The 19,818-nt window shown below is 58.5% G+C and carries 24 protein-coding genes; 10 read left to right on the plus strand and 14 right to left on the minus strand.

Annotation, left to right across the window (positions count from 1 at the left end; translation table 11 throughout):
• Positions 1 to 59: 59 nt before the first annotated feature.
• Together GRI41_RS13085 and acnA are read right to left on the minus strand one after the other, a co-directional pair.
• Entirely contained in the window at positions 60 to 575 is a 516-nt protein-coding gene (locus GRI41_RS13085; RefSeq protein WP_160605523.1) for a rhodanese-like domain-containing protein, read from the minus strand.
• 112 nt (positions 576 to 687) lie between these two features.
• The gene (gene acnA, locus GRI41_RS13090) at positions 688 to 3,360 is read right to left on the minus strand and encodes an aconitate hydratase AcnA (protein WP_160605525.1); all 2,673 of its coding nucleotides are present in this window, start codon (positions 3,358 to 3,360) and stop codon (positions 688 to 690) included.
• A gap of 219 nt (positions 3,361 to 3,579) precedes the next feature.
• Here acnA and GRI41_RS13095 point away from each other — a divergent pair, with 219 nt between their 5' ends.
• The gene (locus GRI41_RS13095) at positions 3,580 to 3,765 is read left to right on the plus strand and encodes a hypothetical protein (RefSeq protein ID WP_160605527.1); all 186 of its coding nucleotides are present in this window, start codon (positions 3,580 to 3,582) and stop codon (positions 3,763 to 3,765) included.
• On the opposite strand, the gene GRI41_RS13100 is transcribed toward GRI41_RS13095, so the two are convergent.
• The gene (locus GRI41_RS13100; protein ID WP_235901233.1) at positions 3,762 to 4,751 is read right to left on the minus strand and encodes a DMT family transporter; all 990 of its coding nucleotides are present in this window, start codon (positions 4,749 to 4,751) and stop codon (positions 3,762 to 3,764) included. The genes GRI41_RS13095 and GRI41_RS13100 overlap by 4 nt on opposite strands.
• 75 nt (positions 4,752 to 4,826) lie before the next feature.
• Between GRI41_RS13100 and GRI41_RS13105 the strand changes: the two genes are divergently transcribed.
• On the plus strand, positions 4,827 to 6,221 hold the full coding sequence (locus tag GRI41_RS13105; RefSeq protein WP_160605887.1) for a L,D-transpeptidase family protein: 1,395 nt from the start codon (positions 4,827 to 4,829) through the stop codon (positions 6,219 to 6,221).
• Between the two features lie 26 nt (positions 6,222 to 6,247).
• On the opposite strand, the gene GRI41_RS13110 is transcribed toward GRI41_RS13105, so the two are convergent.
• Positions 6,248 to 6,982 carry a murein L,D-transpeptidase catalytic domain-containing protein gene (locus GRI41_RS13110; protein WP_160605529.1) on the minus strand — a complete coding sequence of 245 codons (735 nt, stop codon included), beginning with the start codon at positions 6,980 to 6,982 and terminating at the stop codon, positions 6,248 to 6,250.
• Between the two features lie 83 nt (positions 6,983 to 7,065).
• Here GRI41_RS13110 and GRI41_RS13115 point away from each other — a divergent pair, with 83 nt between their 5' ends.
• Positions 7,066 to 7,539 carry a hypothetical protein gene (locus GRI41_RS13115; RefSeq protein WP_160605531.1) on the plus strand — a complete coding sequence of 158 codons (474 nt, stop codon included), beginning with the start codon at positions 7,066 to 7,068 and terminating at the stop codon, positions 7,537 to 7,539.
• A gap of 13 nt (positions 7,540 to 7,552) precedes the next feature.
• Here the strand turns inward: GRI41_RS13115 and GRI41_RS13120 are convergent, their stop codons facing one another.
• The 10 genes from GRI41_RS13120 to GRI41_RS13165 all read right to left on the minus strand — a co-directional run bounded on the left by GRI41_RS13120 (position 7,553) and on the right by GRI41_RS13165 (position 15,197).
• On the minus strand, positions 7,553 to 8,149 hold the full coding sequence (locus GRI41_RS13120; RefSeq protein ID WP_160605533.1) for a retropepsin-like aspartic protease family protein: 597 nt from the start codon (positions 8,147 to 8,149) through the stop codon (positions 7,553 to 7,555).
• A gap of 25 nt (positions 8,150 to 8,174) precedes the next feature.
• On the minus strand, positions 8,175 to 8,642 hold the full coding sequence (locus GRI41_RS13125; protein ID WP_160605535.1) for a thioredoxin family protein: 468 nt from the start codon (positions 8,640 to 8,642) through the stop codon (positions 8,175 to 8,177).
• 89 nt (positions 8,643 to 8,731) lie between these two features.
• Positions 8,732 to 10,180 carry an NAD(P)-binding protein gene (locus GRI41_RS13130; RefSeq protein ID WP_160605537.1) on the minus strand — a complete coding sequence of 483 codons (1,449 nt, stop codon included), beginning with the start codon at positions 10,178 to 10,180 and terminating at the stop codon, positions 8,732 to 8,734.
• 9 nt (positions 10,181 to 10,189) lie between these two features.
• Entirely contained in the window at positions 10,190 to 10,588 is a 399-nt protein-coding gene (locus GRI41_RS13135; protein ID WP_160605539.1) for a hypothetical protein, read from the minus strand.
• A complete protein-coding gene (gene ispG / locus GRI41_RS13140; RefSeq protein WP_160605551.1) occupies positions 10,585 to 11,727 on the minus strand; it encodes a flavodoxin-dependent (E)-4-hydroxy-3-methylbut-2-enyl-diphosphate synthase in 1,143 nt (380 codons plus the stop codon). Before ispG ends, GRI41_RS13135 begins: the two co-directional genes overlap by 4 nt.
• An 88-nt stretch (positions 11,728 to 11,815) precedes the next feature.
• The gene (locus GRI41_RS13145) at positions 11,816 to 13,126 is read right to left on the minus strand and encodes a sensor domain-containing phosphodiesterase (protein ID WP_160605553.1); all 1,311 of its coding nucleotides are present in this window, start codon (positions 13,124 to 13,126) and stop codon (positions 11,816 to 11,818) included.
• 45 nt (positions 13,127 to 13,171) lie between these two features.
• On the minus strand, positions 13,172 to 13,780 hold the full coding sequence (locus GRI41_RS13150; protein WP_235901234.1) for an NrsF family protein: 609 nt from the start codon (positions 13,778 to 13,780) through the stop codon (positions 13,172 to 13,174).
• Positions 13,781 to 13,829: 49 nt separating this feature from the next.
• Positions 13,830 to 14,360, minus strand: a complete 531-nt coding sequence (locus tag GRI41_RS13155; RefSeq protein WP_160605557.1) for a sigma-70 family RNA polymerase sigma factor — start codon at positions 14,358 to 14,360, stop codon at positions 13,830 to 13,832.
• A gap of 48 nt (positions 14,361 to 14,408) precedes the next feature.
• Positions 14,409 to 14,882, minus strand: a complete 474-nt coding sequence (locus tag GRI41_RS13160; RefSeq protein WP_160605559.1) for a DoxX family protein — start codon at positions 14,880 to 14,882, stop codon at positions 14,409 to 14,411.
• Positions 14,883 to 14,912: 30 nt separating this feature from the next.
• On the minus strand, positions 14,913 to 15,197 hold the full coding sequence (locus tag GRI41_RS13165; protein ID WP_202388815.1) for a BufA1 family periplasmic bufferin-type metallophore: 285 nt from the start codon (positions 15,195 to 15,197) through the stop codon (positions 14,913 to 14,915).
• A gap of 217 nt (positions 15,198 to 15,414) precedes the next feature.
• On the opposite strand from GRI41_RS13165, the gene bufA2 reads away from it, so the two are divergent.
• The 7 genes from bufA2 (at position 15,415) to GRI41_RS13200 (ending at position 19,800) form a co-directional block, all read left to right on the plus strand.
• Positions 15,415 to 15,693 carry a BufA2 family periplasmic bufferin-type metallophore gene (gene bufA2, locus GRI41_RS13170; protein WP_160605561.1) on the plus strand — a complete coding sequence of 93 codons (279 nt, stop codon included), beginning with the start codon at positions 15,415 to 15,417 and terminating at the stop codon, positions 15,691 to 15,693.
• 175 nt (positions 15,694 to 15,868) lie between these two features.
• Complete coding sequence (bufB, locus tag GRI41_RS13175; RefSeq protein WP_202388856.1) at positions 15,869 to 16,702, plus strand: MNIO family bufferin maturase; 834 nt, start codon at positions 15,869 to 15,871, stop codon at positions 16,700 to 16,702.
• The gene (locus tag GRI41_RS13180; protein ID WP_160605565.1) at positions 16,702 to 17,505 is read left to right on the plus strand and encodes an HvfC/BufC N-terminal domain-containing protein; all 804 of its coding nucleotides are present in this window, start codon (positions 16,702 to 16,704) and stop codon (positions 17,503 to 17,505) included. The genes bufB and GRI41_RS13180 overlap by 1 nt, the downstream gene beginning before the upstream one ends.
• 57 nt (positions 17,506 to 17,562) lie before the next feature.
• Entirely contained in the window at positions 17,563 to 18,489 is a 927-nt protein-coding gene (locus GRI41_RS13185) for an alpha/beta hydrolase (RefSeq protein ID WP_160605567.1), read from the plus strand.
• Positions 18,490 to 18,597: 108 nt separating this feature from the next.
• Complete coding sequence (locus GRI41_RS13190; protein WP_160605569.1) at positions 18,598 to 19,062, plus strand: hypothetical protein; 465 nt, start codon at positions 18,598 to 18,600, stop codon at positions 19,060 to 19,062.
• Positions 19,059 to 19,466 (plus strand): hypothetical protein, encoded by a 408-nt coding sequence (locus tag GRI41_RS13195; protein ID WP_160605571.1) that lies wholly within the window; start codon positions 19,059 to 19,061, stop codon positions 19,464 to 19,466. Before GRI41_RS13190 ends, GRI41_RS13195 begins: the two co-directional genes overlap by 4 nt.
• Positions 19,456 to 19,800 (plus strand): hypothetical protein, encoded by a 345-nt coding sequence (locus tag GRI41_RS13200; RefSeq protein ID WP_160605573.1) that lies wholly within the window; start codon positions 19,456 to 19,458, stop codon positions 19,798 to 19,800. Before GRI41_RS13195 ends, GRI41_RS13200 begins: the two co-directional genes overlap by 11 nt.
• Positions 19,801 to 19,818 lie beyond the last annotated feature (18 nt).

Below are 19,818 nucleotides of genomic sequence, written 5' to 3' on the forward strand. Positions count from 1 at the left end.
AAAGGGCGGCCTCTCAACGGGCCGCCCTTTTTCTTTGTCCGGAGATTTCGCCGCTGCGTTCAGCTGTCGCTTGCAGTATCCGCGCTGACCCAGTCCACATCGCTGGTCGGCACGACATCAGCCAATTCCCACACATTGGTATAGCCATAACCGTGGAGGTTGATGAATGTCGGGATGTTCAGCGCGAGCGGCGCCCGCTTGCTGACGACCGGCGCAACGTTGTCGCTGAAATTGTTGTTGCAGTAGATCAGGATCGGCCGGTTGGTATCGGTTCCCAGCACTTTCGCCAGCTTTTCGTCAGTGAAATCGGAAAATGGCAGATTGATCGCGCCTTCAATATGGCCGTTCTTGAAGGCCGCGGCCGATCTTGTGTCGAGCAAGACTGCGTCACCTTCCTGCAACTTGGCTAGGAAGGCATCGAGCGAAAGCCGGTGCTGCTCACGCGTTTCGGCAAGCTCGATCGTCAACGCTACGAAGCCGTCATAGTCGATCTGCGGATTGGCATCTTGGGCGGATAGCGGGGCCGCGGCGAGGATTGCCGCGCAGGCTGTGCTCAAAGCGAAAGCGCGCATCATGGTCTCCCTTGCAAAATTCGAAGGGAAATCTGCGCGAGCGGCTCTTTACGATCGCTGAATAAAAAAGGGCCCCGCCGGAGCGGAGCCCTTTCATGTTCGGTTGAACGCTGCCTTATGCAGCGAGCTTGCGCAGAACGTAGTGGAGGATGCCGCCATTGCGGTAATATTCCATCTCGTTCGCAGTATCGATCCGGCACTGCGCGGTGAAGGTGAATTCCGAGCCATCGGCGCGAGTCACTGCCACTTCGACATCCTGACCGGGGGTCAAATCAGCCAGGCCGAGAATGCTGAAGCTGTCATCACCCGTCAGACCCAAAGACTGGCGTGTGTCGCCATCCTTGAACTGCAGCGGAAGCACGCCCATGCCGACAAGGTTCGAACGGTGGATACGCTCGAAGCTTTCGACGATTACAGCGCGGACACCCAGAAGGATTGTGCCCTTCGCTGCCCAGTCACGGCTGGATCCGGTGCCATATTCCTTACCGCCAATGACGATCAGCGGCGTGCCGTCGGCTTTGTGCTTCATCGCGGCGTCGTAAATCGCCATCTGTTCGCCTTTGTAAGTGGTATAACCACCCTCGACGCCCGGAACCATTTCGTTCTTGATCCGGATATTGGCGAATGTGCCGCGCATCATCACTTCGTGGTTGCCGCGGCGCGAGCCGTAGGAGTTGAAGTCTGCCTTGGCGACCTGATTGCTCATCAGATATTCGCCGGCCGGGCTGTCTTCCTTGATTGCGCCGGCGGGCGAGATGTGATCGGTGGTGACCGAGTCGCCCAGAACCGCCAGCGGCTTCGCGCCGTTGATGTCGGTGACCGGAGCCGGAGTCATATCCATGCCTTCGAAATAGGGCGGGTTGGCAACATAGGTGCTGCCCGGACGCCACTGATAGGTGTCCGATCCGACCACGTTGATCGCCTGCCAATGCTCGTCGCCTTTATAGACGTCGGCGTAGCGCGCTTCGAACATCGCGCGGTCGATGGCACCCGAACGGATTTCGGAGATTTCCGCATTGCTCGGCCACACATCCTTCAGGAACACGTCATTGCCATCCTGATCCTGACCCAGCGGGGTCGTGGTGATGTCTTCGGTGACAGTGCCTTTAAGCGCATAGGCCACTACCAGCGGCGGCGATGCGAGGAAGTTGGCGCGCACGTCTGGCGAGACGCGGCCTTCGAAGTTGCGGTTGCCAGACAGGACCGATGCGGCAACGATATCATTGCCATTGATCGCCTTGCTGATCGGCGGGGCCAGCGGGCCGGAGTTGCCGATGCAGGTGGTGCAGCCATAGCCGACCAGATCGAAACCGATATTGTCGAGTTCGCTCTGCAGACCGGCCTTGATCAGATAGTCGGTAACCACCTGCGAACCCGGTGCGAGTGAGGTTTTCACCCATGGCTTCGGCTTCAGGCCTTTCTCATTGGCTTTCTTGGCAACCAGACCGGCGGCAATCAGCACGTCCGGGTTCGATGTGTTGGTGCAGCTGGTGATGGCAGCAATCACGACGTCGCCGTCGCCGATGTCGTGATCCTTGCCTTCTACACCGGTGCGGACCGGCGCATCTTTCTTGTAAATCGATTTGAGGTCGCCGTTGAACAGTTCGTCCACTTCGGGGAGGATGACCTTGTCTTGCGGGCGCTTGGGGCCGGCCAAAGAGGGGACGACCTCGGAAACATCCAGTTCGAGCGTGTTGGTGAAGACCGGTTCGTTTTCCGGAGTGAACCACATGCCCTGCTCTTTGGAATAGGCTTCCACCAAAGCGATGTCTTCTTCCGGGCGGCCGGTAAGGCGCATGTAGTCCAGCGTCTTGTCATCCACTCCGAAGAAGCCGCAAGTGGCGCCATATTCGGGAGCCATATTGGCGATGGTCGCGCGGTCGGCAAGGGTAAGCTCGGCTACGCCCGGGCCGTAAAATTCGACAAAGCGGCCAACCACGCCGACTTCGCGCAGCATCTGGACGCAGGTCAGCACCAGATCGGTGGCGGTGACGCCCTCGGCCATTTTGCCAGTCAGCTTGAAACCGACGACTTCGGGTACCAGCATGGATACTGGCTGACCCAGCATGGCCGCTTCGGCTTCGATACCGCCAACGCCCCAGCCAAGAACGCCAAGACCGTTGATCATGGTGGTGTGGCTGTCGGTGCCGACACAGGTGTCGGGATAGGCAACCGTCGCGCCGCTCGGGTCATTGGTGGACCAGACACCGCGGCCGATATGTTCAAGATTGACCTGATGGCAGATGCCGGTGCCGGGTGGCACAGCGGAGAAGTTTTCGAAGCTCTTCGATCCCCATTTCAGGAAGTCATACCGTTCTGCGTTGCGGGCATATTCCAGCTCCACATTTTTCTCGAACGCTTTGGGGTGACCAAACTCGTCCACCATGACCGAGTGGTCGATCACCAGGTTCACCGGAACTTGCGGGTTGATCTTTGCGGTGTCGCCGCCGAGCTTGCTGATCGCATCGCGCATGGCGGCCAAATCGACGACGCAAGGTACGCCGGTGAAATCTTGAAGCAAGACACGCGCAGGGCGGTACTGGATTTCGTTGCCGGTGCTGGGGTCCTTCTGCCAATCGGCGATCCCCTGGATATCGTCGGTCGAAACGGTGAACCCGCCATCTTCGAAGCGCAGCAAATTCTCGAGCAGCACTTTCATTGAAAACGGCAGCTTGCTGACATCGCCAATCGTCTCCGCCGCTTTGGCGAGCGAGTAGTAAGCGTAATCCTTGCCGCCTACGGTGAGAGTGCTGCGTGTGCCGAGGGTATCCTTGCCGACCTGAGTCATCTGGTGGAGTGTCCTTTTTCCGAGAATGGGACCCGCTCGGCAACCCGATTTGATCGTGGAAACGGCGGGTGAATTTTCAATGCTGCACCTGCTCTCTCAGGCGCGGTTGGTCAAGTGCGTAAGGCGGCCAAACAGAGTTTTACATGTGTTTACTGGCCCGATTTTACAAATTTGGTTAGCGGTTGGTGAAACGGTGCTTCGGCACAGAGAGGGGAAGTGATGGATCAGCCGGCAAAGAATAACTCGCAAACCGCCGGATCGAACTCGCAAGCGCTGACACAATTGCGCATGGGGCTGTTGGGCACAGCAAGCGCAATTATTTTGTGCTTTGCAGCCGCATTCGCATTTTCAGGCACCTCAAGTCAGGCAAACGGGACCGAAGCTTCTTCATCCACCACCGATTAAAGAAGCGTCTGGTCCGGGCCTCTTCGGGTCGCGAGGAGGCATCCGGAAACGATCATCATGGCCCCAGCAATGGTGGTTATGGTGATCGTTTCTTCAAAGAACATCCACCCGAACAGTGCGGCCCAAAGGAAGCCCGAATATTCCATCGGCACCAAAGACTGTGCCTCCGCCCGGGCATAGGCCCATGTAATCGCGAATGCCCCGATCAGCGTCAGAATGGCCGCAGCGGTTATGTCAACAAAAGCCCCGGCGGCGGGCATCGCAAAGAACCACGGAGCAAAGACAGCCAACACCAAACCGCCGACCCCGCTGTGAAATGTGGTCGCTTCGGTCGGGCTGGAGACCAGGGCCTGTTTGCGAATAATGATGAAATTGACCGCGTATAGGAGCGTCGAAAACAGGATCGCGGCGAGGCCTTTGAGCGTTTCGGTGTCGAATTCCGCCGCGCCCATGCGCCCGCTGACGATGATAATTGTGCCGACCAATCCCAAGACAGACGCACCGATAGCTTCGCGCCTGATTTTTTCGTCCAGCCAGATCGCGGCAAGATACAGCGCGATCAGCGGCGCAATAAATGAAATCGCGATTGCTTCAGCGATGGGCAATTTGGTCAGCGCGTAGAAAAAGCTCAGCGCCATAAATGTCGACACCGTTCCGCGAAGAATGTGTAGGTTTAGAATCGCGCGCGTAGGCCAACGTCCGCCGCTCCCCAGCCAGACGGGGGCGATCAAAACCGTCGCAATTACAGAGCGTAAAACCGCGGCGCTGTAAGCCCCGGCGGCAAGCGCAGCGCCTTTCATGAAGGCGTCCATCAGCGAAAGCGCACACACCCCAAGCAGCGCGGCAAGAAAGGGAAACAAGGCGCGCCGTTCGGACATAAAGGCGCGCATAGAGCGTGTGTTGCCCATCGTCACTATCTTGTGATGATTCAGCCCCCAGTCAGCGATGATGCTTGATGCGCGGTAAAGGATAAGGCAAAATAACATCGTGTTGGGCGATGCGCGGAAATTCCGCCGCAAGCTGCCCGATGCGCAAGAATAATGGGACACGACGTGAAGAGTATGAAGACAATTCGCATTTCATTGATGGTGGCGGCTTCAGCATTGCTTCCTGCAACGCTTGCCGCGCAATCTGCACCTAATGACGCAAACGGGCCGGAAAACCTGATTCCCCAGCCCGCTGAAATTGTCACCCAGCCGGTTGAAGTCGATGACGAGGCGGTTGTGTCCACCACGGTTGTCGATGCAATCGACGCGATGGCGGAGCGGGAGAAGCCACTGGCCCAGAGCTGGAGCCTGGCCAACGCGCGCGCGCTAGCCGCAATTATCGAAGGGATTGGCGAAGATGGCCTTGTTCCTTCGGACTATAATCTCGCGGGCTTGCGCTCGGCTATCGCGGCTGGTGCAAATCCGCAGCTTGATGCCGTGGCGAGCAAGAGCTTCCAGTTTCTGGTAGAGGATCTGCGCGACGGGCGCACACCGATGGATGGCCGCAAGCAATGGTTTGTGTTCGATCCGGATCAAGACCGTTATCCGACAAAAGAATTGATGTCGGACGCGCTGGAGAGCGGCGATATTGCCGGTGTGCTTGCGCGGATCATGCCCGAGCACCCCGACTATTTCCGTTTGAAACAGGAACTGGCCAAGACCCCGGCATCCAACACCGCGCGGAAGAAGCTGATCCGGGCCAATATGGATCGCTGGCGCTGGCTCGCGCGGGATCTGGGCAGCCAGTATCTGATTACCAATGTGCCCGAATATCAGCTGCGGCTGACGGTCAATGACAAGATTGTTCGGACCTATCGCACCGTTGTCGGCAAGCCCGGACGCACCGCGACACCGCAAATTGCCGAAAGCGTCGAAGGCGTGATCTTCAACCCGACCTGGACCGTGCCGCAGTCGATTGTGAAAGGCGAAGGTCTGGGCGCACGCGTGCTCGGCAATCCGGCATGGGCGCGCTCAAAAGGGTACACCGCAACGCGCGGCGCGAATGGCTGGGTCAATGTTGTTCAGCAGCCGGGCCCGGGCAACTCGCTCGGCCTGATGAAGCTCGACATGCCCAACCGCCACGCGATTTTCTTCCATGACACGCCGTCGCGGCATTTGTTCAATAGTGCCCGCCGCGCGCTGAGCCATGGCTGTATCCGCACCGAGCGGGCGACCGAACTCGCGATCACTCTGGCTATTTTGCAAGGCGGACTGACCGCCGATGAAAGCGTCGCCAAGCTGAAATCGGGCAAATATACCAAAGTGCCATTCAACAAGACGATGCCTGCCTACATCACCTATTTCACGATGGCGCAGGACATTGACGGCAAGCTGCGGACATTCCCCGACATTTACGGCCGCGATGCCGCAGTTTTGGACGCGATGGACGCACCGCGCAAAGCCAACCGTTCACGCGTGACCGGAGAGCAAATCATTCCGATCGAGAATGATCCGCGCGATCTGGTTTGATTGTCTGAAATTGGGGCCGGCCCGGGCTAGAATACGTCCGGGTTCAACCGTTCGGCCGTTCCGATAGGGTTTTCGCGCCGGAGCGTTTCGGCGTCGCCTTGTACGGGCAAGCCCGGTGTGGGCGGCGCGACAATCGAACCATCCTCCTGCAAGCCGTAGCTGTCTGCGTGGATCACGCGCCCGCCGCCCAATTGCAACAGTGCCAGCTTGAAATCGGCATCGCCCATTGCAAAGCAGCCGTTCGAGCGGCCCAAACGGCCCCATTTTTCGACATGCGACTTTTCGGCATAGCGGGCGCGGTGCATCACAATCGCACGATCGAGCGCGTTGTCATTGGTTGAGTCCAATCCTTCCAGCCGGATCGAAGTGCCAAAGCGTCCCGTGTACCAGCCGAAGGTCGCATAGGTGCCCTTGCTGGTGCAGTGCGAATTGTGTTCGTTGGAGAAGTGGTTGAGCCAACCATCATGTTCCGGATCGGACCCATCGCCATGGCTGACAAGGAAGGATTCGACCTGCCCCGTCACCATATTCACAAAGTGAAACCGCGGGACCGACGAACGCAGGCCGAAATCGGCAATTCCGACATAATCATCGCGCCACAACATTTCCCGAGCGCGCGCTTTCGCTTGGGCCATTTTGGCGATTTCCATCAGTTTGGCATCGCGCGCGAGGCCGGATCGTACCTGCGCCGGCACCACCCGGGGGAGCGACAAAGCCGCCCCCGTTGCCAAAGCACCACAAAGAAGATCACGTCTGTTCATATTATGTGCTATAACACCGCAAAGGTTGGATGATTGCTGAATGGCATGAAAGAACCGAATATCCAAGCGCAAGGGAACGGGCGATGCAAAGTTGGACAGGATTGAAGTTGCTATCTGGTGCAGCCGCCCTGGCGCTTTGCAGCGGCCCGGCTGCGCTTGCGGATGAACCGGTGCGCGGGGATGAAGCGCCAGCCCATTCGGCCAAGACCCTGCTGCGCCTGAAACAGAATTCGGGCATCACTTTGCAATGGATCGATTGGGACAGGCGCGGCCAGGCTGCCCTTCGCGAGCAGAACGGCACATTCTACCTATCGGGCGGGCAGATTGCATCGGATGGCGCGGGGACGCTTTGGCTTGATGGAGAAGTTGTTTCGTCTGGCGATGACCACTTCATTTTCGAAGGGCTGATCCGCATCGCAAACACGCCGGGCAACGGACGGATTTGCCAGGACACCAAACGCTGGCGTTTCGCGATCACTCAGAACCGTAAATATTACCGCTTGCGTGAATTTGAATGGTGCGATGGCCTGACCGACTATATCGACATTTATTTCTAACGATATCGGCTGCTTAGCTCGATTTCCAGATCATCCTGTCACGCTCGATCTCGACCGATTTGATCTGCGACAGGAAAGATTGGCCGAGCAGAGAGACTTCCAGCCCTTCGGGAATGACCACCGCCCGCACATTGCGCTGGGTGAACCCGCCGATTTCCACCTGGTCGATCATCACCGGCACGCCGTAAACCGCGCCGCTGGCGCCGCTGCCGATTGGCATGATGTCGCTGCTGCTCCATGTCAGACCTGCGGCCTGAGCATCGGGGCCGGTCAAGGCGATGATGCTGGCCCCGGTATCGACCAGAAAATGCGTCGAAGCCCCCTGCACAGTACCATTGGCATAGAAATGCCCGTCAGATTGACGCTGCAAGGTATGCCCACCGCTGTTCCAGCTGGAAGAACCGGCGTCGCTATTTTGGGCCCTTCGGCTGCGCAACTCGGGACGACCGGTCTGTTTATGGACCTTGGCGCCGGTATCGTTCCAGTCAGAGGTGTCGACTCCGCGTGGTTCGCTGCTTTGTGTTTGCTCAGCCGCGCTTTCGCCCCCCGAAGGGAACGCGGTGATAACTGCGAACACCAAAACGCCGCTGAAGATGACAAACCGGTTCATGCACCGGCATCATAGGCGGGGGACCTTAAGCGCCGGTAAAGCGCAACAATTCGTCAAAAATGGCGTCTTCGCTGTGCGATGCGGCGTTTCGCCACGTTTTGGCCGTGTCGGCGTTGAGCACTTTGCCCAGCGGCGACAGAATGATCACCGTCGGTGTTCCCTTCACCTCGATATCAAACCGCCGCGCGATATCGAGATTATGCCCATCGCCTGTTTGCGGCATGCCGACATTGACGAAAACCAGCTCGTAATGCTCGGCAATGAGCTGCTGAAAACGCGGTTCCTGCGTCCAGCCGGCAAATGCCCGGCTATCGTGGCACCAGTTTGCGCCGAGCACGAGCAGCACGAGCCGACCATCGGCCTCTGCCCTAAGGATGGCCGCATCGACATCGCTCTTGGCGTCGCGCGATGCGTCATAGAGGCGTGCTTCGGGGTGCTTTTCTTCCTCATCGGCCACGGGCATTGCTGCTACGGCTGCCTCGATAAAAGTCATCCTCTCAGCTGGCGGTCGGACGATGGTACTCGTTGTTGAGCATCCTGCCATCAGAAGCGTGCCTGCCAAGACTGCAAAGCCGAGATTCCTCATCGTTCGATATGCTCCGCACGAGCCGCCTCGGCGAGCCGTTGCACACCCGGCATTCCGACCGCAATCGCTTCCGAAAACCCGCCCATCACCGCAAGGCGCGTATCGCCTGCCGCCATCATCTTGGCCATTGTCGTCCCAGTCGGATCGAGCCGAGCCTTTGACAGCCATGCCGCGATCTTGGGGTTTTGCGACCACGCGCCGCGATTGATGAAATTGTTGAGGAAGCTCAACGGGAAAGTGTTCGGCGTATCGGTCAAGGGTGAGGGGATGCCGAGCGCGTTCTTGGCCTCGTCATCGTCGAAATTTGCCTCGAGAAATGCAGTCAGAGCCGCGCTGAATGTCACCAGCGGCGCATGCAGTGGTTGCAACACGATCCGGTCTTCGCGGAATTGCGGGCCATGCACGCGGCTGTCGCTGAAGGGCACCGCGCTGGCGGTGCAATCGATGAACAGCGCATCCTCGGGCACGCTTTCGATCGCGCCCTCGAAAGTCATTGTGCCCGGCGCAATCGCCTGCACCCGGCCATGGCGGATCACATTGGTGATTGTGCGCAGCAATTCGACCTCGCCTTCGGAAATGGTTGCGTAGTGGAACATCTCCGGCTTCACGCTTTCGTCGATCCGCAGCATATAACCATCGCGCCCGAGAATCTCGAACATCTCGTCGCCTGTCTCCGCCTCGGCGGCAGCGCGGAGCATCGCGATCTGGTTCTGGACCACGTCCTCAAAAAAGTCTGGCCCCGGCTGGGTATAAAGCCGGTTGATGATCCACGAATCGCGCGAGCGTACCCAGCTGATCGCAGAGGGATCAACTCCTGCCTGCAGCAGCCACACGCCTGTATCCATCGCGGTCTTTCCCGCGCCGACGATGACATAATGGCCGGGCAGATCATCGGCCTTCATCCACAAATCGGGCAGATCGCCCGGGATCGCGAAAGGTGTGCCGCCGGCAATCTCAAACTGCGCCTTGTGCGTGGCAGGGACGGAAGTCTGGTAAAATGTACCGTCCACGACCTTGCGGCGCACAGTTACGCCTGTTTCCTCGCCCGACAGGATCGACCGGAATGTCGCTTTGCCATCGCCAGCCTGCGTTACCTCGGACAGCGGATGGTACGAAACCCGTCCGCTGGGCAGGAAGCGCCGGTTCATCAGATGCGAGAAATAGGCCAGCACTTCAGTTCCACTGGCGAGCGGATAGAGGCCTTTATTCGGTCCGTGATCGTCAATCACATCATCGCCAAACTCCATCGAGTTGACGCCGTAAAAGGCGCTCGGCTGGTGGAGCGCAACGAAGGAATAGGCATCGTTCCAATGTCCGCCCGGTTTGGCATGCTTGTCGACTATGGTGATATGGCAATCGGGATCTTCATCGAGCAGCGTATCAACAAACGCCAATCCCACCGCACCCGCACCGATTACGAGATAGTCGGTTTCGATAGTGGCCATCGCGTACGGTTACTCCAATTCGTCCAGTGGTTTGCCGTCGAGCAGTACTTCTTCGCCCTTATCTCTAGCGTTGCTTCCCCGGCGGGGTTGAGGCTCCCTCCCCAAGGCGAAGATAATTGCCTTGCTGATCACTGAGCCAAGAAATATCCCGCCAAAACTGACACCCAATAGAGTGCCTGCGGAAAGCAAAAAGGATGCTTGTTGGATGGTGCCAGATGTTACCCTGAATGCGACAAAAAGCGGCAAACTCAACGCGAAAAAAGTCAAAATTTTGGCGTAGAATGGTGCTTTCCGACCTCGTTCAACGGGGCGGTAGACTTTGATCAAAGCAATCAGAACAATGTTAAGCAGCCAAAAGACCAAGACCCAAACCAAAGGGACGGTCAGCAAAAACTCCCGTGTGTTCATTCTGCAGCTTCGGTTGCGTGCGGATCGAAGGCCGTAGCGTTCCCGGCTTCGATTTCCGCCGCTTTCGCCTCAACCAGCTCGACAATATGATCGAGCATATCGTCGCTCTGCACCGTGTGGTCGGTCACACCCGAAAGATAGACCATATGCTTGCCATTGCCGCCGCCGGTCAGGCCGATATCGGTTTCGCGTGCCTCGCCTGGGCCATTGACCACGCAGCCGAGGACCGAGAGCGAAAGCGGGGTTTTGATATGTTCGAGCCGCGCTTCGAGCGCCTCAACCGTGCGGATCACATCGAAGCCTTGGCGCGAACAGCTGGGGCAAGACACTACGCGGACGCCGCGTGTCCGCAGGCCGAGCGCTTTGAGCATTTCGAAGCCGACTTTGACTTCCTGTTCCGGCTCGGCAGAGAGTGAGACGCGGATCGTATCGCCGATTCCCGCCCACAATAGACTTCCCATACCGATCGAGCTTTTGACCGTTCCGCCGATCAGCCCGCCCGCTTCGGTAATGCCCAGATGGAGCGGGCAATCGACCGTTTCGGCGAGCGCGTGATAGGCGGCGACGGCGAGGAACACGTCGCTTGCTTTCACCGCAACTTTGAATTCGTGGAAATCGTGATCCTGCAGCAGCTTGATATGGTCGAGCGCGCTTTCGACCAAAGCCTCCGGACAGGGCTCTCCGTATTTCTCCAGCAAATCCTTTTCCAGACTGCCGGCGTTGACGCCGATACGGATAGAGCAGCCATTCGCTTTCGCCGCGCGGACCACTTCGGCCACGCGTTCGGAGGATCCGATATTGCCCGGGTTGATCCGCAAGCAGGCGGCCCCTGCATCGGCGGCTTCCAATGCGCGTTTGTAGTGGAAGTGGATGTCGGCGACGATGGGAATGCGTGCCGCCTTGGTGATCTTGCCAAAGGCTGCTGTCGCTTCCTCGGTCGGGCAGGACACACGGATAATATCTGCGCCGGCATCTTCGCAGCGGCGGATCTGGTCAAGCGTCGCCACCGCATCTTCGGTTGGCGTGTTGGTCATGGTCTGCACCGTGATCGGCGCATCGCCGCCAACGGGCACGTCGCCAACCATGATCTGGCGGCATTGTCGCCGCTCAATCGTGCGCCAGGGGCGGATTGCATTCATTGATTATGCCTATCAAACGCGCGGGGTTCCTCCCGCCTATATGAAGGCTTTCAGTAGCTTTTGCGACAGCTTTTGTCTGCCCGTGACTTCACGCGCGTTTGCGCAGCGCCGAACTGGCCTGCGGGGCAGGAGAGACCTTGTCGACAATGTCCTGCGCTTCGCCGGGTTCGACAAGGCCCAGCAACCATTGCTGCGCGCGTATAACCGGCAGAGGCTTGCTGAAATAATATCCCTGCCCGTAGTTGATCCCGAGGTCCTTCATAACGCGAAGTTCCTCCTCGGTCTCGATACCTTCTGCAACGATCAGGCAGCCGATTTCATGCGAAAACGCCACCATCGCGGCGGCCATCGCGCGCCGCGCCGGATTGGTGTCAATATCGCGCGTCAGGCTCATATCGAGCTTGAGAATATCCGGTTCCAGATCGACAATATGGCGCAGACCGGCATAGCCCGACCCGACATCGTCAATCGCAATTCGTGCTTTGGGGCTGATCCTTTTGAGCGCTGCTGCAAGTTCGGAATAGCTCTGTACTTCGTGGTGCTCGGTCACTTCAATGACCAGCCTCTGGCCGTCGCAGGCCTCCAATGCCTGTTCCAGAGCACCGGACATGATCGTTTCCGGCGATGCGTTGACCGACATGTAATGGCCTTCGGGAACGTAAGGCAGCGTTGCGATGGCGCTGCGCACCGCCAGCATTTCCAGCTCGATCCCGAGACCGACCTCGTCCGCTTCGTCAAACCACTTGTCGGGCCCGCGTTCGCCAGCATCGGGGAAGCGTGCGAGGCATTCGACCCCAGATGGCAGGCCGGTTTCCAGCGAATGGATCGGCTGGTGCATAATCGTCAGCTTCTCGCCCGCGATCAGTTCTGTGATCGTGCGCGACAGGGCCGATGCGCGCGCATCGGTTTCCAGTTCGCCCTCGATATATTCGGCGGCCAGTGTGGCAAAGGCGCGCAAAACGCCCAGATCGCGTTGGGTCATCGACCGGTCAGGTGCACGGCTTAGCGCGCAGAAGCTGCCATAAAGCGACCCGTCCTTGAGCCGTAGCGGCACGTTGAGATGGCAGCCCACTGGAAGCATCTCGGTTATCGCGAACTCTTTGGTGAAAGGATAGTCGGCTGGATCCTGGATCAATTCAGGCAAGCGGCCATGCGCCACATGCCAACAATAACCATCCTCTACAGGCTCGCGGTATCCGGGGCCCATGGGCAATTCCAGATCGCTGCTGACATGCGTCAATTCGCGCATCCCGTCATCGAATTTGGTGACGAAGGCGATTTCCACCCCGAGATGGCTGCGCACAGCTTCCAATATCCGGTCAACACGCTCGTTGGCGTATAGCTCGAAATTGTTCTTCGGTTCGGTCAGGAACGGCGCGATCGGAGAGGGCTTTGTCATGGTACTGCTATCGCAAAAATTGGCTAAAACCCGGTAAACGGCAATTTACCATCGCAGCAGCCGAGGCAGGGCGTAGCGCCCGATAATCGCGCCAGCCACAACGGGGGCAACGTGCCACAAGCCCAGATGAACCACTCCGTCGATCGGGCAGGCGAGGCCATAGGCGACCGATCCCAGCGCGGTTGACGCCACACCGACATGCAGCCCGGCCAGATTGGGCGATACCGGCGCACCTTTGCGGAGCCAGTAAACCAGCGCGCCGGCGGTCGCCGCAGCGGCCCACAAGCCGCCGACGAAGCAGTCGAGGCCGTAGGGGTCATTGAGCAAGGATGTGCCATGATCGTGGCCGATCAACGTAACGAAAGCAGCCAGCGGCAACACTGCGGCCATCGCCATCGCCCATTTCGGGCCATCATGCGAATTGCCAACTCTTGGCGCTGCCATTTTGAGAGCGCTGCTGACGCTGGCGCAACCCAGGATCAGCAAAAGCCCATTGGTAATGACGAAAAATGCCGACGCACCACCCGACAATCCATTGAACCAAAGCCCTTTGATAAAATCGACACCAAGAATCGTGACAATAATGGCCAATGTGACGAGGATCAGCCCGTCGCGAAACCTGATCGATCGCACGGGCTGCAAGTCAGCCGCCATTTGTTCGATAAGGGGGTTGGGGGACACCCTTTTCCGCTCGCTGTTCATTTTACTCGGCCTTCTCAACTATCGCGGACAGTTTCTTGAGCCCGCGGTGGATGTTTACTTTGACGGCAGATTCAGACTGCCCGGTTCTTTGTGCGGCCTCCCTGATCGAAAGCCCTTCGATTTTGACCATCTCGATCACTGCGGATTGTTTGACCGGTATATGGACGAACATCCGCTCGAGACTGAGCCGCGCCAGTACGGCTTCTTCATCGCTATCCTCTGGCGCGTCATAATCTTCCAGCCCGTCTTCCGCCTGACGATAGACCTTTCGTAGATGATCGACCCAGCGATAGCGCGCAATCGCGGCCAGCCATGGCAGAAACGCACGGTCAGGGTCGTATGCGGCGCGTTTGTTGTGCAGCGCCATCATCACTTCCTGAACCAGATCGTCCAGCTGGGCCGGAGGGCAGCGGCGGCGGAAATAGCGTTCCAGCCACAGCTGCACCTCGGTCAGCAGAACGGTGTAGGATTGCTGATCACCCTTTTGCGAAGCGACCATCAGGCGGGCCAAAGTCTGTTCGTCTGCAATCACTGACCCTCTCCCTTCGCGTTGTTGTGCCTGGCTTTGCAGATGGTTCGGTCAGCCATGCGGTTTGGTTACACGGTTTGATATCGGTGCATCGAGGGAAAGGACACCCGCGCCGCGTGAAATCAAGATCGCCGCCAGCGCGATGATCGTTATTGCCCAGCCGAAGAAGTGTTCGGAGGTGGGGAAAACGAAAATCTGGATGACCAGCGCCATCACCATCAAGGCCGCAGCCGAAAACCGCGTTGCCAATCCAAGCACAAGCAGGATCGGGAACAGAAATTCCGCATAGGTCGCTAGCTGCACCGATATGTTCACCGGCAATGGCAGGCCCGTAAATTCGCTCTCGAACAGGAAATACTGCACTTCGTCGATCTGGAACCAGGTGCCATCGACAATCTTGGTTTTGTAAGATCGCCAGAACACGCCCGCCAACGCAAGGCGGGTGAGCAGCAGTGCAACACTTTCGATCACGCGTCCGGAAAGGAGCCCGGTTGTCCGGTCAAATAGGGAAACGATGCGCTGCATGGCTCACCTCACGCTTGCTGGTGGTTTGGATCAACGCTTGATTGGCTTCAGCGAACCATTGCCTTTTGGCGTCTTGATTTTGACGCAGGTGCCTTTGTCGACAAGCTTCCACGCATTGCCCTGATAATCGCGGGTCGATGTGCCCGAGCAGCTGGTGCCAGGGCCGGCAGCACAATCATTTTTGCCCGCTTTGGCTACGCCATAGCATTTTTCCTTACCGCCGCTTTGGGCCGCAGCCGGTGTCATTGTGAGGCCGGCGGTGATGCCCGCGGCCAAAGCGATCCCTGCGATGCGGGCTACGTTGCTTTTGTTCATGTCAAATCTCCGTTCAAAAAGGTGAGAGTCCTAGGGGGGACTGTTGATCAGGCCCCGCTGCTGGCGAGGTCTGCGAAGGAGTTCGGAGAGGCGGGACACAAAGTTACAACGCCCGAAATAAATCCGTGCTGTAACCTTTGATCACAAGCGCGCGAATGGCCCCATGTCCCGCGCGGACAACCAAACAATGCGACATTCTTCATAGAGGATTACCCAAATGAACAAGAACATCACTTTCGCTGCAACAGCAGCCGCTCTCGCTCTTTCTTCCGCAACAGCATTCGCCGCTGATGCCCCGGCCGGCAGCAAGGGCCGGGCAATCAATGCCAATGACACCGTCCATTGTTACGGCGTGCACGAGTGCAAGGGCAATGCCGACTGCGCGACAACGGAAAATGCCTGCAAAGGCCAGAACGCCTGCAAAGGTCACGGTTTCAAAGCGATGAAGGCCGGAGAATGCCTGACCGCTGGCGGAACAATTGGCGATCTGGGTTAAGCCCCGCCGCTTTGTGGCCAGCCTATTGCCTTAGGCTGGCTTGATTGAGCTTCTGTTTGATCAACTTGGGCGGCCCGGCGGGGCTCCAACCCCTCCCCCAATACCTGCCGGGCCGCTTGCTTTTTCGGATCGAGAATTTTCCATGGCCCTATCCGGCTCCCTCATTGACAACCCGCTGACAGGCGATCCGTTTTCCGGCTTCGGTCTGGGACTGCGGCGTGCGCACTATGCGGATTTTCTTGAAAGCGATGTTGCCGTTGATTTCGTCGAGATCATCTCGGAAAATTACATGGTGGAAGGGGGCAATCCGCTGCGCGTTCTGGAACAAGTGCGCGCGAAAATGCCGGTTATCATGCACGGTGTTTCGATGTCGATTGGTTCTGCCGATGGCCTCGACCGTGACTATCTGGCGAAATTGAAAGCTCTGGCAGACCGGATCGAGCCGCTGTGGGTCTCCGACCATTTGTGCTGGACGCGAACCAGCGCGCATAACAGCCATGACTTGCTGCCGATGCCCTATACGCATGATGCGCTCGATCTGGTGTGCGACAATATCGACCATGCGCAAAACGTTCTTGGCCGAACAATGCTGTTCGAAAATCCCTCCAGCTATATGACCTTCCCCGAAGACGAGATGAGCGAATGGGAATTTATCGCCGCGATGGCGATGCGAACCCGCTGCTATCTGCTGCTCGACGTCAACAACATCTATGTCAGCGCGCATAATCACGGGTTTTCAGCGACGGACTATCTTGATGGCTTGCCACTTGATCGCGTGCGGCAGGTGCATCTGGCGGGCCACACAGAAGGCACAATCAAGATCGACACCCACGATCAGCCGGTGTGCGATGGCGTTTGGGATCTCTATGCGAAGGCGATGCAGCGGCTGGGGCCCGTCGCCACCATGATCGAACGCGATGACCGGATCCCGCCGCTGCCCGAACTGCTTGTGGAGCTCGATAGAGCGGCACAGATCGCCGAGGCTGCTCGCCAGCCGGTCGCCGCGTGATGGTGGCGGCTGCCCCGCATCAATCGCTTGCAGACAAACAGCGCGAGTTTATGGCGCAGCTGCTCGATGAAGAGCGGGCTCTGCCCGAAAGTTGGACCGACCGCCACGCGGCGGGGATGGATATCTACCGCAATGCCTATCGCGCGCGGCTGGTTGATGCGCTGCGCGACACCTATAATCGGACCGCGAAATGGGTGGGTGAAGATGCCTACCGCCAGGCAGCCGCGCACCATATCATCACCCGCCCGCCTAACAGTTGGACGCTGGACCACGCGGCGGACGGTTTTCCCGATACTTTGCGTGAATTGTTCAGGAGCAATCCCGAAGTGGCCGAGCTCGGCTGGCTCGAATGGGCGATGCATCAGGCCTTTGTGGCCGCCGATGCCGAGCCGCTCGATGCAGCCGGTTTGGGAGAGATTGCGGCGGGTTTTGCTGAAGAAGACTGGGCCAATATGCGGCTGACTTTCCTGCCCGGTACCGATCAATTGCCCATCGCGCATGACATCGGCGTGTTGTGGCGCGCCTTGGGCGAGGATTCTCGCGAAGAGGACGGCGAAAGTCCCGATTTCTCGGCCGCAGAACCGCTCCACTGCGTCGTCTGGCGCGAGGGTATCAAACCCGTCTTTATGCAAGTCAAAGATGCGGAGGGCCGCGCGCTACAAATGATGCGCGATGGCGCAACTTATGGCGGAATGTGCGAAGCGCTGATTGAAATGCTGGGGGAAGAAGACGCGGTTGCACGGGCCGGCGCGATGTTGGGCCGGTGGCTGCATAACGGGCTGATCGCTTCGGTTTCGAAATAGAACTGGCTTGACGCCCACCCCGGAACCCGCTTCTCTCGTGTCAAAGGGAGAACAGCTGTGAGCACATCATTTACCGAACTGCGTTTCGCCAAACCCAGCCTGCGGATGCGGCTTGGCGAATGGATCATCTCCAAAAAGCCAAGCGAATTCGGCGATGCCGAGAAAGTTCGCACAGAAGTGCCCAACAGAAAATTGCCGCAAGATGCGCCGATGCCGGAGAATTTCCATCGCAAATTCACGGTCGAAGATTGGGAGGCCGAGGGGCAGAAAGTTGTCACCGTCCATCCCAAAGCCGGGAAAGGCGAATGGCACATCATCTATTTTCACGGCGGCGGTTATTTCATGCCGATGTTCAAGGAGCATTGGCCGCTGATCGAAGCGATGGTCTATGCCACCGGCGCGAGCGTTTCCGTGCCGCTTTATGATGTCATACCCGAGGCGAGCTATCACCGCGCAAATGCCCAGGCAGACGCAGTGTACGAGAAAATCGCGGCGGAATGGGGCGATGATAAGATGGCGCTATGCGGCGACAGCGCGGGCGGAAATATGACGCTCGCTCTGGCTTTGCAGCGACGCGATGCGGGCAAATCGCTTCCCGCGCGGCTGATCCCTTTCTCGCCTTGGCTCGACATGGATATGAAAGACCCCGCCGCCAAAGATGTCCAGGAAAAGGATATCATGCTCAATATCGAAGCGATCCGGGTACTGGGTGAATGGTGGGCGGGTGACCGCGGCGTCGACAATCCCGTCGCCAGCCCGCTTTATTGCGATCCGGCCGGTCTGCCGCCGATTGCGATATTCCAGGGACGGCATGATGTGTTCCTGCCCGATGCACGGAGCTTTGCGGCCAAGGCAAATGCAGCAGGCGTGCCAACCAAACTGTATGAATATGACGGCGGCCCGCATGTCTATATGGCGCTTACTTTCACTCGCGAGTCCAAAGATACTCTGCGCTTGGTCAAACAATTCCTCGACAACGGCTAGGCGGGTTAATTTCCGATGCCGCGCAACTAGGTAGCCGTACCTAGGGCCCCATTGACCTAACTTCATCTCCTGACCGCCATAAGAGGATGGCTAATAGGGAGAATGTCGATGAAGAATATTGCCACTATCGCTGCGCTGATCGGTGCTGTTTCCTTTTCCAGCCACGCGGCTGCGCAAGATATTACGATGGCCGGTACGGTGATCAGTTCATGCGTGCTGACTGTGCCGACGCCGGGCGTACTTGTGCCCGCGACCGATGGCACAAGGATCGGTACGGAAGAGGGGGTTGGCGGTTTGCCCGCGACGCTTACTGTCGTGGCTCTCGGTTCAACACCGACGGTAAACTTTGCCGCACCAACGGTGGCCGGGCCAGCAGGCGCTACCGGCCTGACATCGGAAGTGGCCTACACATCCGCCGGGTCCGGCGCGAACCAGGCCTATACAAGTTCACCGAGCTCCGCCTCGTCGGACCTGCTTGACAGTTTCACGGTGCAGGGGCGTGTTTCGGGGAGCAACGGGTTTCCGCAAGGGCTCTACACGATGACGGTAACCGTCACTTGCAGCCAGTCATGATGCGGGGGCGCGCCGCCATTGCTTTGCTTATGGCACTGGCGGCCGCCCCGGCGGTCGCCGTCGGCCTCAGCCCGCTGGAGAAAGGCGGGCTGACCGACAGTGCGAGCAAGGCGTTCTATCTGACTGTTATCAACCCCTACAACGACGTGCGCGAATTCAAGCTGTACGTCGAAAGAAGCGATGGCTCTCAGGTTGAAATACGGCCGCAGCGGCTGCGAATTGCGGGGCAAAAACAAAGGCGGGTTCTGGTCATTCTCAATGACCTCGCGCCGGGAGAGGCCAAAACGGTGCGCGTTTGCGCGTCGCTGGCCAAGCAACAGGGGATTATCAATGCGCGTGTCTGTTCAGATTTGTCTGCTCGCCGTGTCGATCGCCGGGCTGTCGAGCCCGGTGATGGCAACTGACGGAATATTCCTGCCAGCGGCCCCGCGCGGTGCCGGGGGCGAGGATTCGATTGAAACGGCTGAGGGGACGCGTTGCCGCCAGTCGATCAATAGCAATGGTTCCTATCTCGATCTGGGACTGACCGGGCGCGCTTCGAAGCCGCTTACGCAGCCGCAGGCGCTGAACTTGCCGTTCCTGCTCTCGCAGGATCGGGACAGTGAAATGCTTGCCTATGCGCGGGTGACGATACCGCTGGGCAAGAAGCCCCAGCGGATCGATTGTTCACGGCTCTACGAATTGGAGATAACCCGGTTAAAGCGCGAGCTGGAACTTTTGCGGCTTGCTGCGGAGTGACCGCGTTCCAGCTTCGGT

This window comes from Pontixanthobacter aquaemixtae (assembly GCF_009827395.1).
In the GTDB taxonomy this organism is placed as follows: Bacteria; Pseudomonadota; Alphaproteobacteria; order Sphingomonadales; family Sphingomonadaceae; genus Pontixanthobacter; species Pontixanthobacter aquaemixtae.

Excerpts from the sequence above, each read along its gene's own strand:
- GRI41_RS13180 (WP_160605565.1), top strand. The coding sequence starts at position 16,702 with ATGGTGGCGGCTGCCCCGCATCAATCGCTTGCAGACAAACAGCGCGAG.
- GRI41_RS13115 (WP_160605531.1), top strand. The coding sequence starts at position 7,066 with ATGCAAAGTTGGACAGGATTGAAGTTGCTATCTGGTGCAGCCGCCCTG.
- GRI41_RS13195 (WP_160605571.1), top strand. The coding sequence starts at position 19,059 with ATGATGCGGGGGCGCGCCGCCATTGCTTTGCTTATGGCACTGGCGGCC.
- GRI41_RS13165 (WP_202388815.1), bottom strand. The coding sequence starts at position 15,197 with ATGAACAAAAGCAACGTAGCCCGCATCGCAGGGATCGCTTTGGCCGCG.
- GRI41_RS13125 (WP_160605535.1), bottom strand. The coding sequence starts at position 8,642 with ATGACTTTTATCGAGGCAGCCGTAGCAGCAATGCCCGTGGCCGATGAG.
- GRI41_RS13160 (WP_160605559.1), bottom strand. The coding sequence starts at position 14,882 with ATGCAGCGCATCGTTTCCCTATTTGACCGGACAACCGGGCTCCTTTCC.
- GRI41_RS13120 (WP_160605533.1), bottom strand. The coding sequence starts at position 8,149 with ATGAACCGGTTTGTCATCTTCAGCGGCGTTTTGGTGTTCGCAGTTATC.
- GRI41_RS13110 (WP_160605529.1), bottom strand. The coding sequence starts at position 6,982 with ATGAACAGACGTGATCTTCTTTGTGGTGCTTTGGCAACGGGGGCGGCT.
- acnA (WP_160605525.1), bottom strand. The coding sequence starts at position 3,360 with ATGACTCAGGTCGGCAAGGATACCCTCGGCACACGCAGCACTCTCACC.
- GRI41_RS13085 (WP_160605523.1), bottom strand. The coding sequence starts at position 575 with ATGATGCGCGCTTTCGCTTTGAGCACAGCCTGCGCGGCAATCCTCGCC.
- GRI41_RS13150 (WP_235901234.1), bottom strand. The coding sequence starts at position 13,780 with ATGGCGGCTGACTTGCAGCCCGTGCGATCGATCAGGTTTCGCGACGGG.
- GRI41_RS13095 (WP_160605527.1), top strand. The coding sequence starts at position 3,580 with ATGGATCAGCCGGCAAAGAATAACTCGCAAACCGCCGGATCGAACTCG.
- GRI41_RS13190 (WP_160605569.1), top strand. The coding sequence starts at position 18,598 with ATGAAGAATATTGCCACTATCGCTGCGCTGATCGGTGCTGTTTCCTTT.
- GRI41_RS13100 (WP_235901233.1), bottom strand. The coding sequence starts at position 4,751 with ATGTTATTTTGCCTTATCCTTTACCGCGCATCAAGCATCATCGCTGAC.
- GRI41_RS13130 (WP_160605537.1), bottom strand. The coding sequence starts at position 10,180 with ATGGCCACTATCGAAACCGACTATCTCGTAATCGGTGCGGGTGCGGTG.
- GRI41_RS13200 (WP_160605573.1), top strand. The coding sequence starts at position 19,456 with ATGGCAACTGACGGAATATTCCTGCCAGCGGCCCCGCGCGGTGCCGGG.
- GRI41_RS13135 (WP_160605539.1), bottom strand. The coding sequence starts at position 10,588 with ATGAACACACGGGAGTTTTTGCTGACCGTCCCTTTGGTTTGGGTCTTG.
- ispG (WP_160605551.1), bottom strand. The coding sequence starts at position 11,727 with ATGAATGCAATCCGCCCCTGGCGCACGATTGAGCGGCGACAATGCCGC.
- GRI41_RS13105 (WP_160605887.1), top strand. The coding sequence starts at position 4,827 with ATGAAGACAATTCGCATTTCATTGATGGTGGCGGCTTCAGCATTGCTT.
- bufA2 (WP_160605561.1), top strand. The coding sequence starts at position 15,415 with ATGAACAAGAACATCACTTTCGCTGCAACAGCAGCCGCTCTCGCTCTT.
- GRI41_RS13145 (WP_160605553.1), bottom strand. The coding sequence starts at position 13,126 with ATGACAAAGCCCTCTCCGATCGCGCCGTTCCTGACCGAACCGAAGAAC.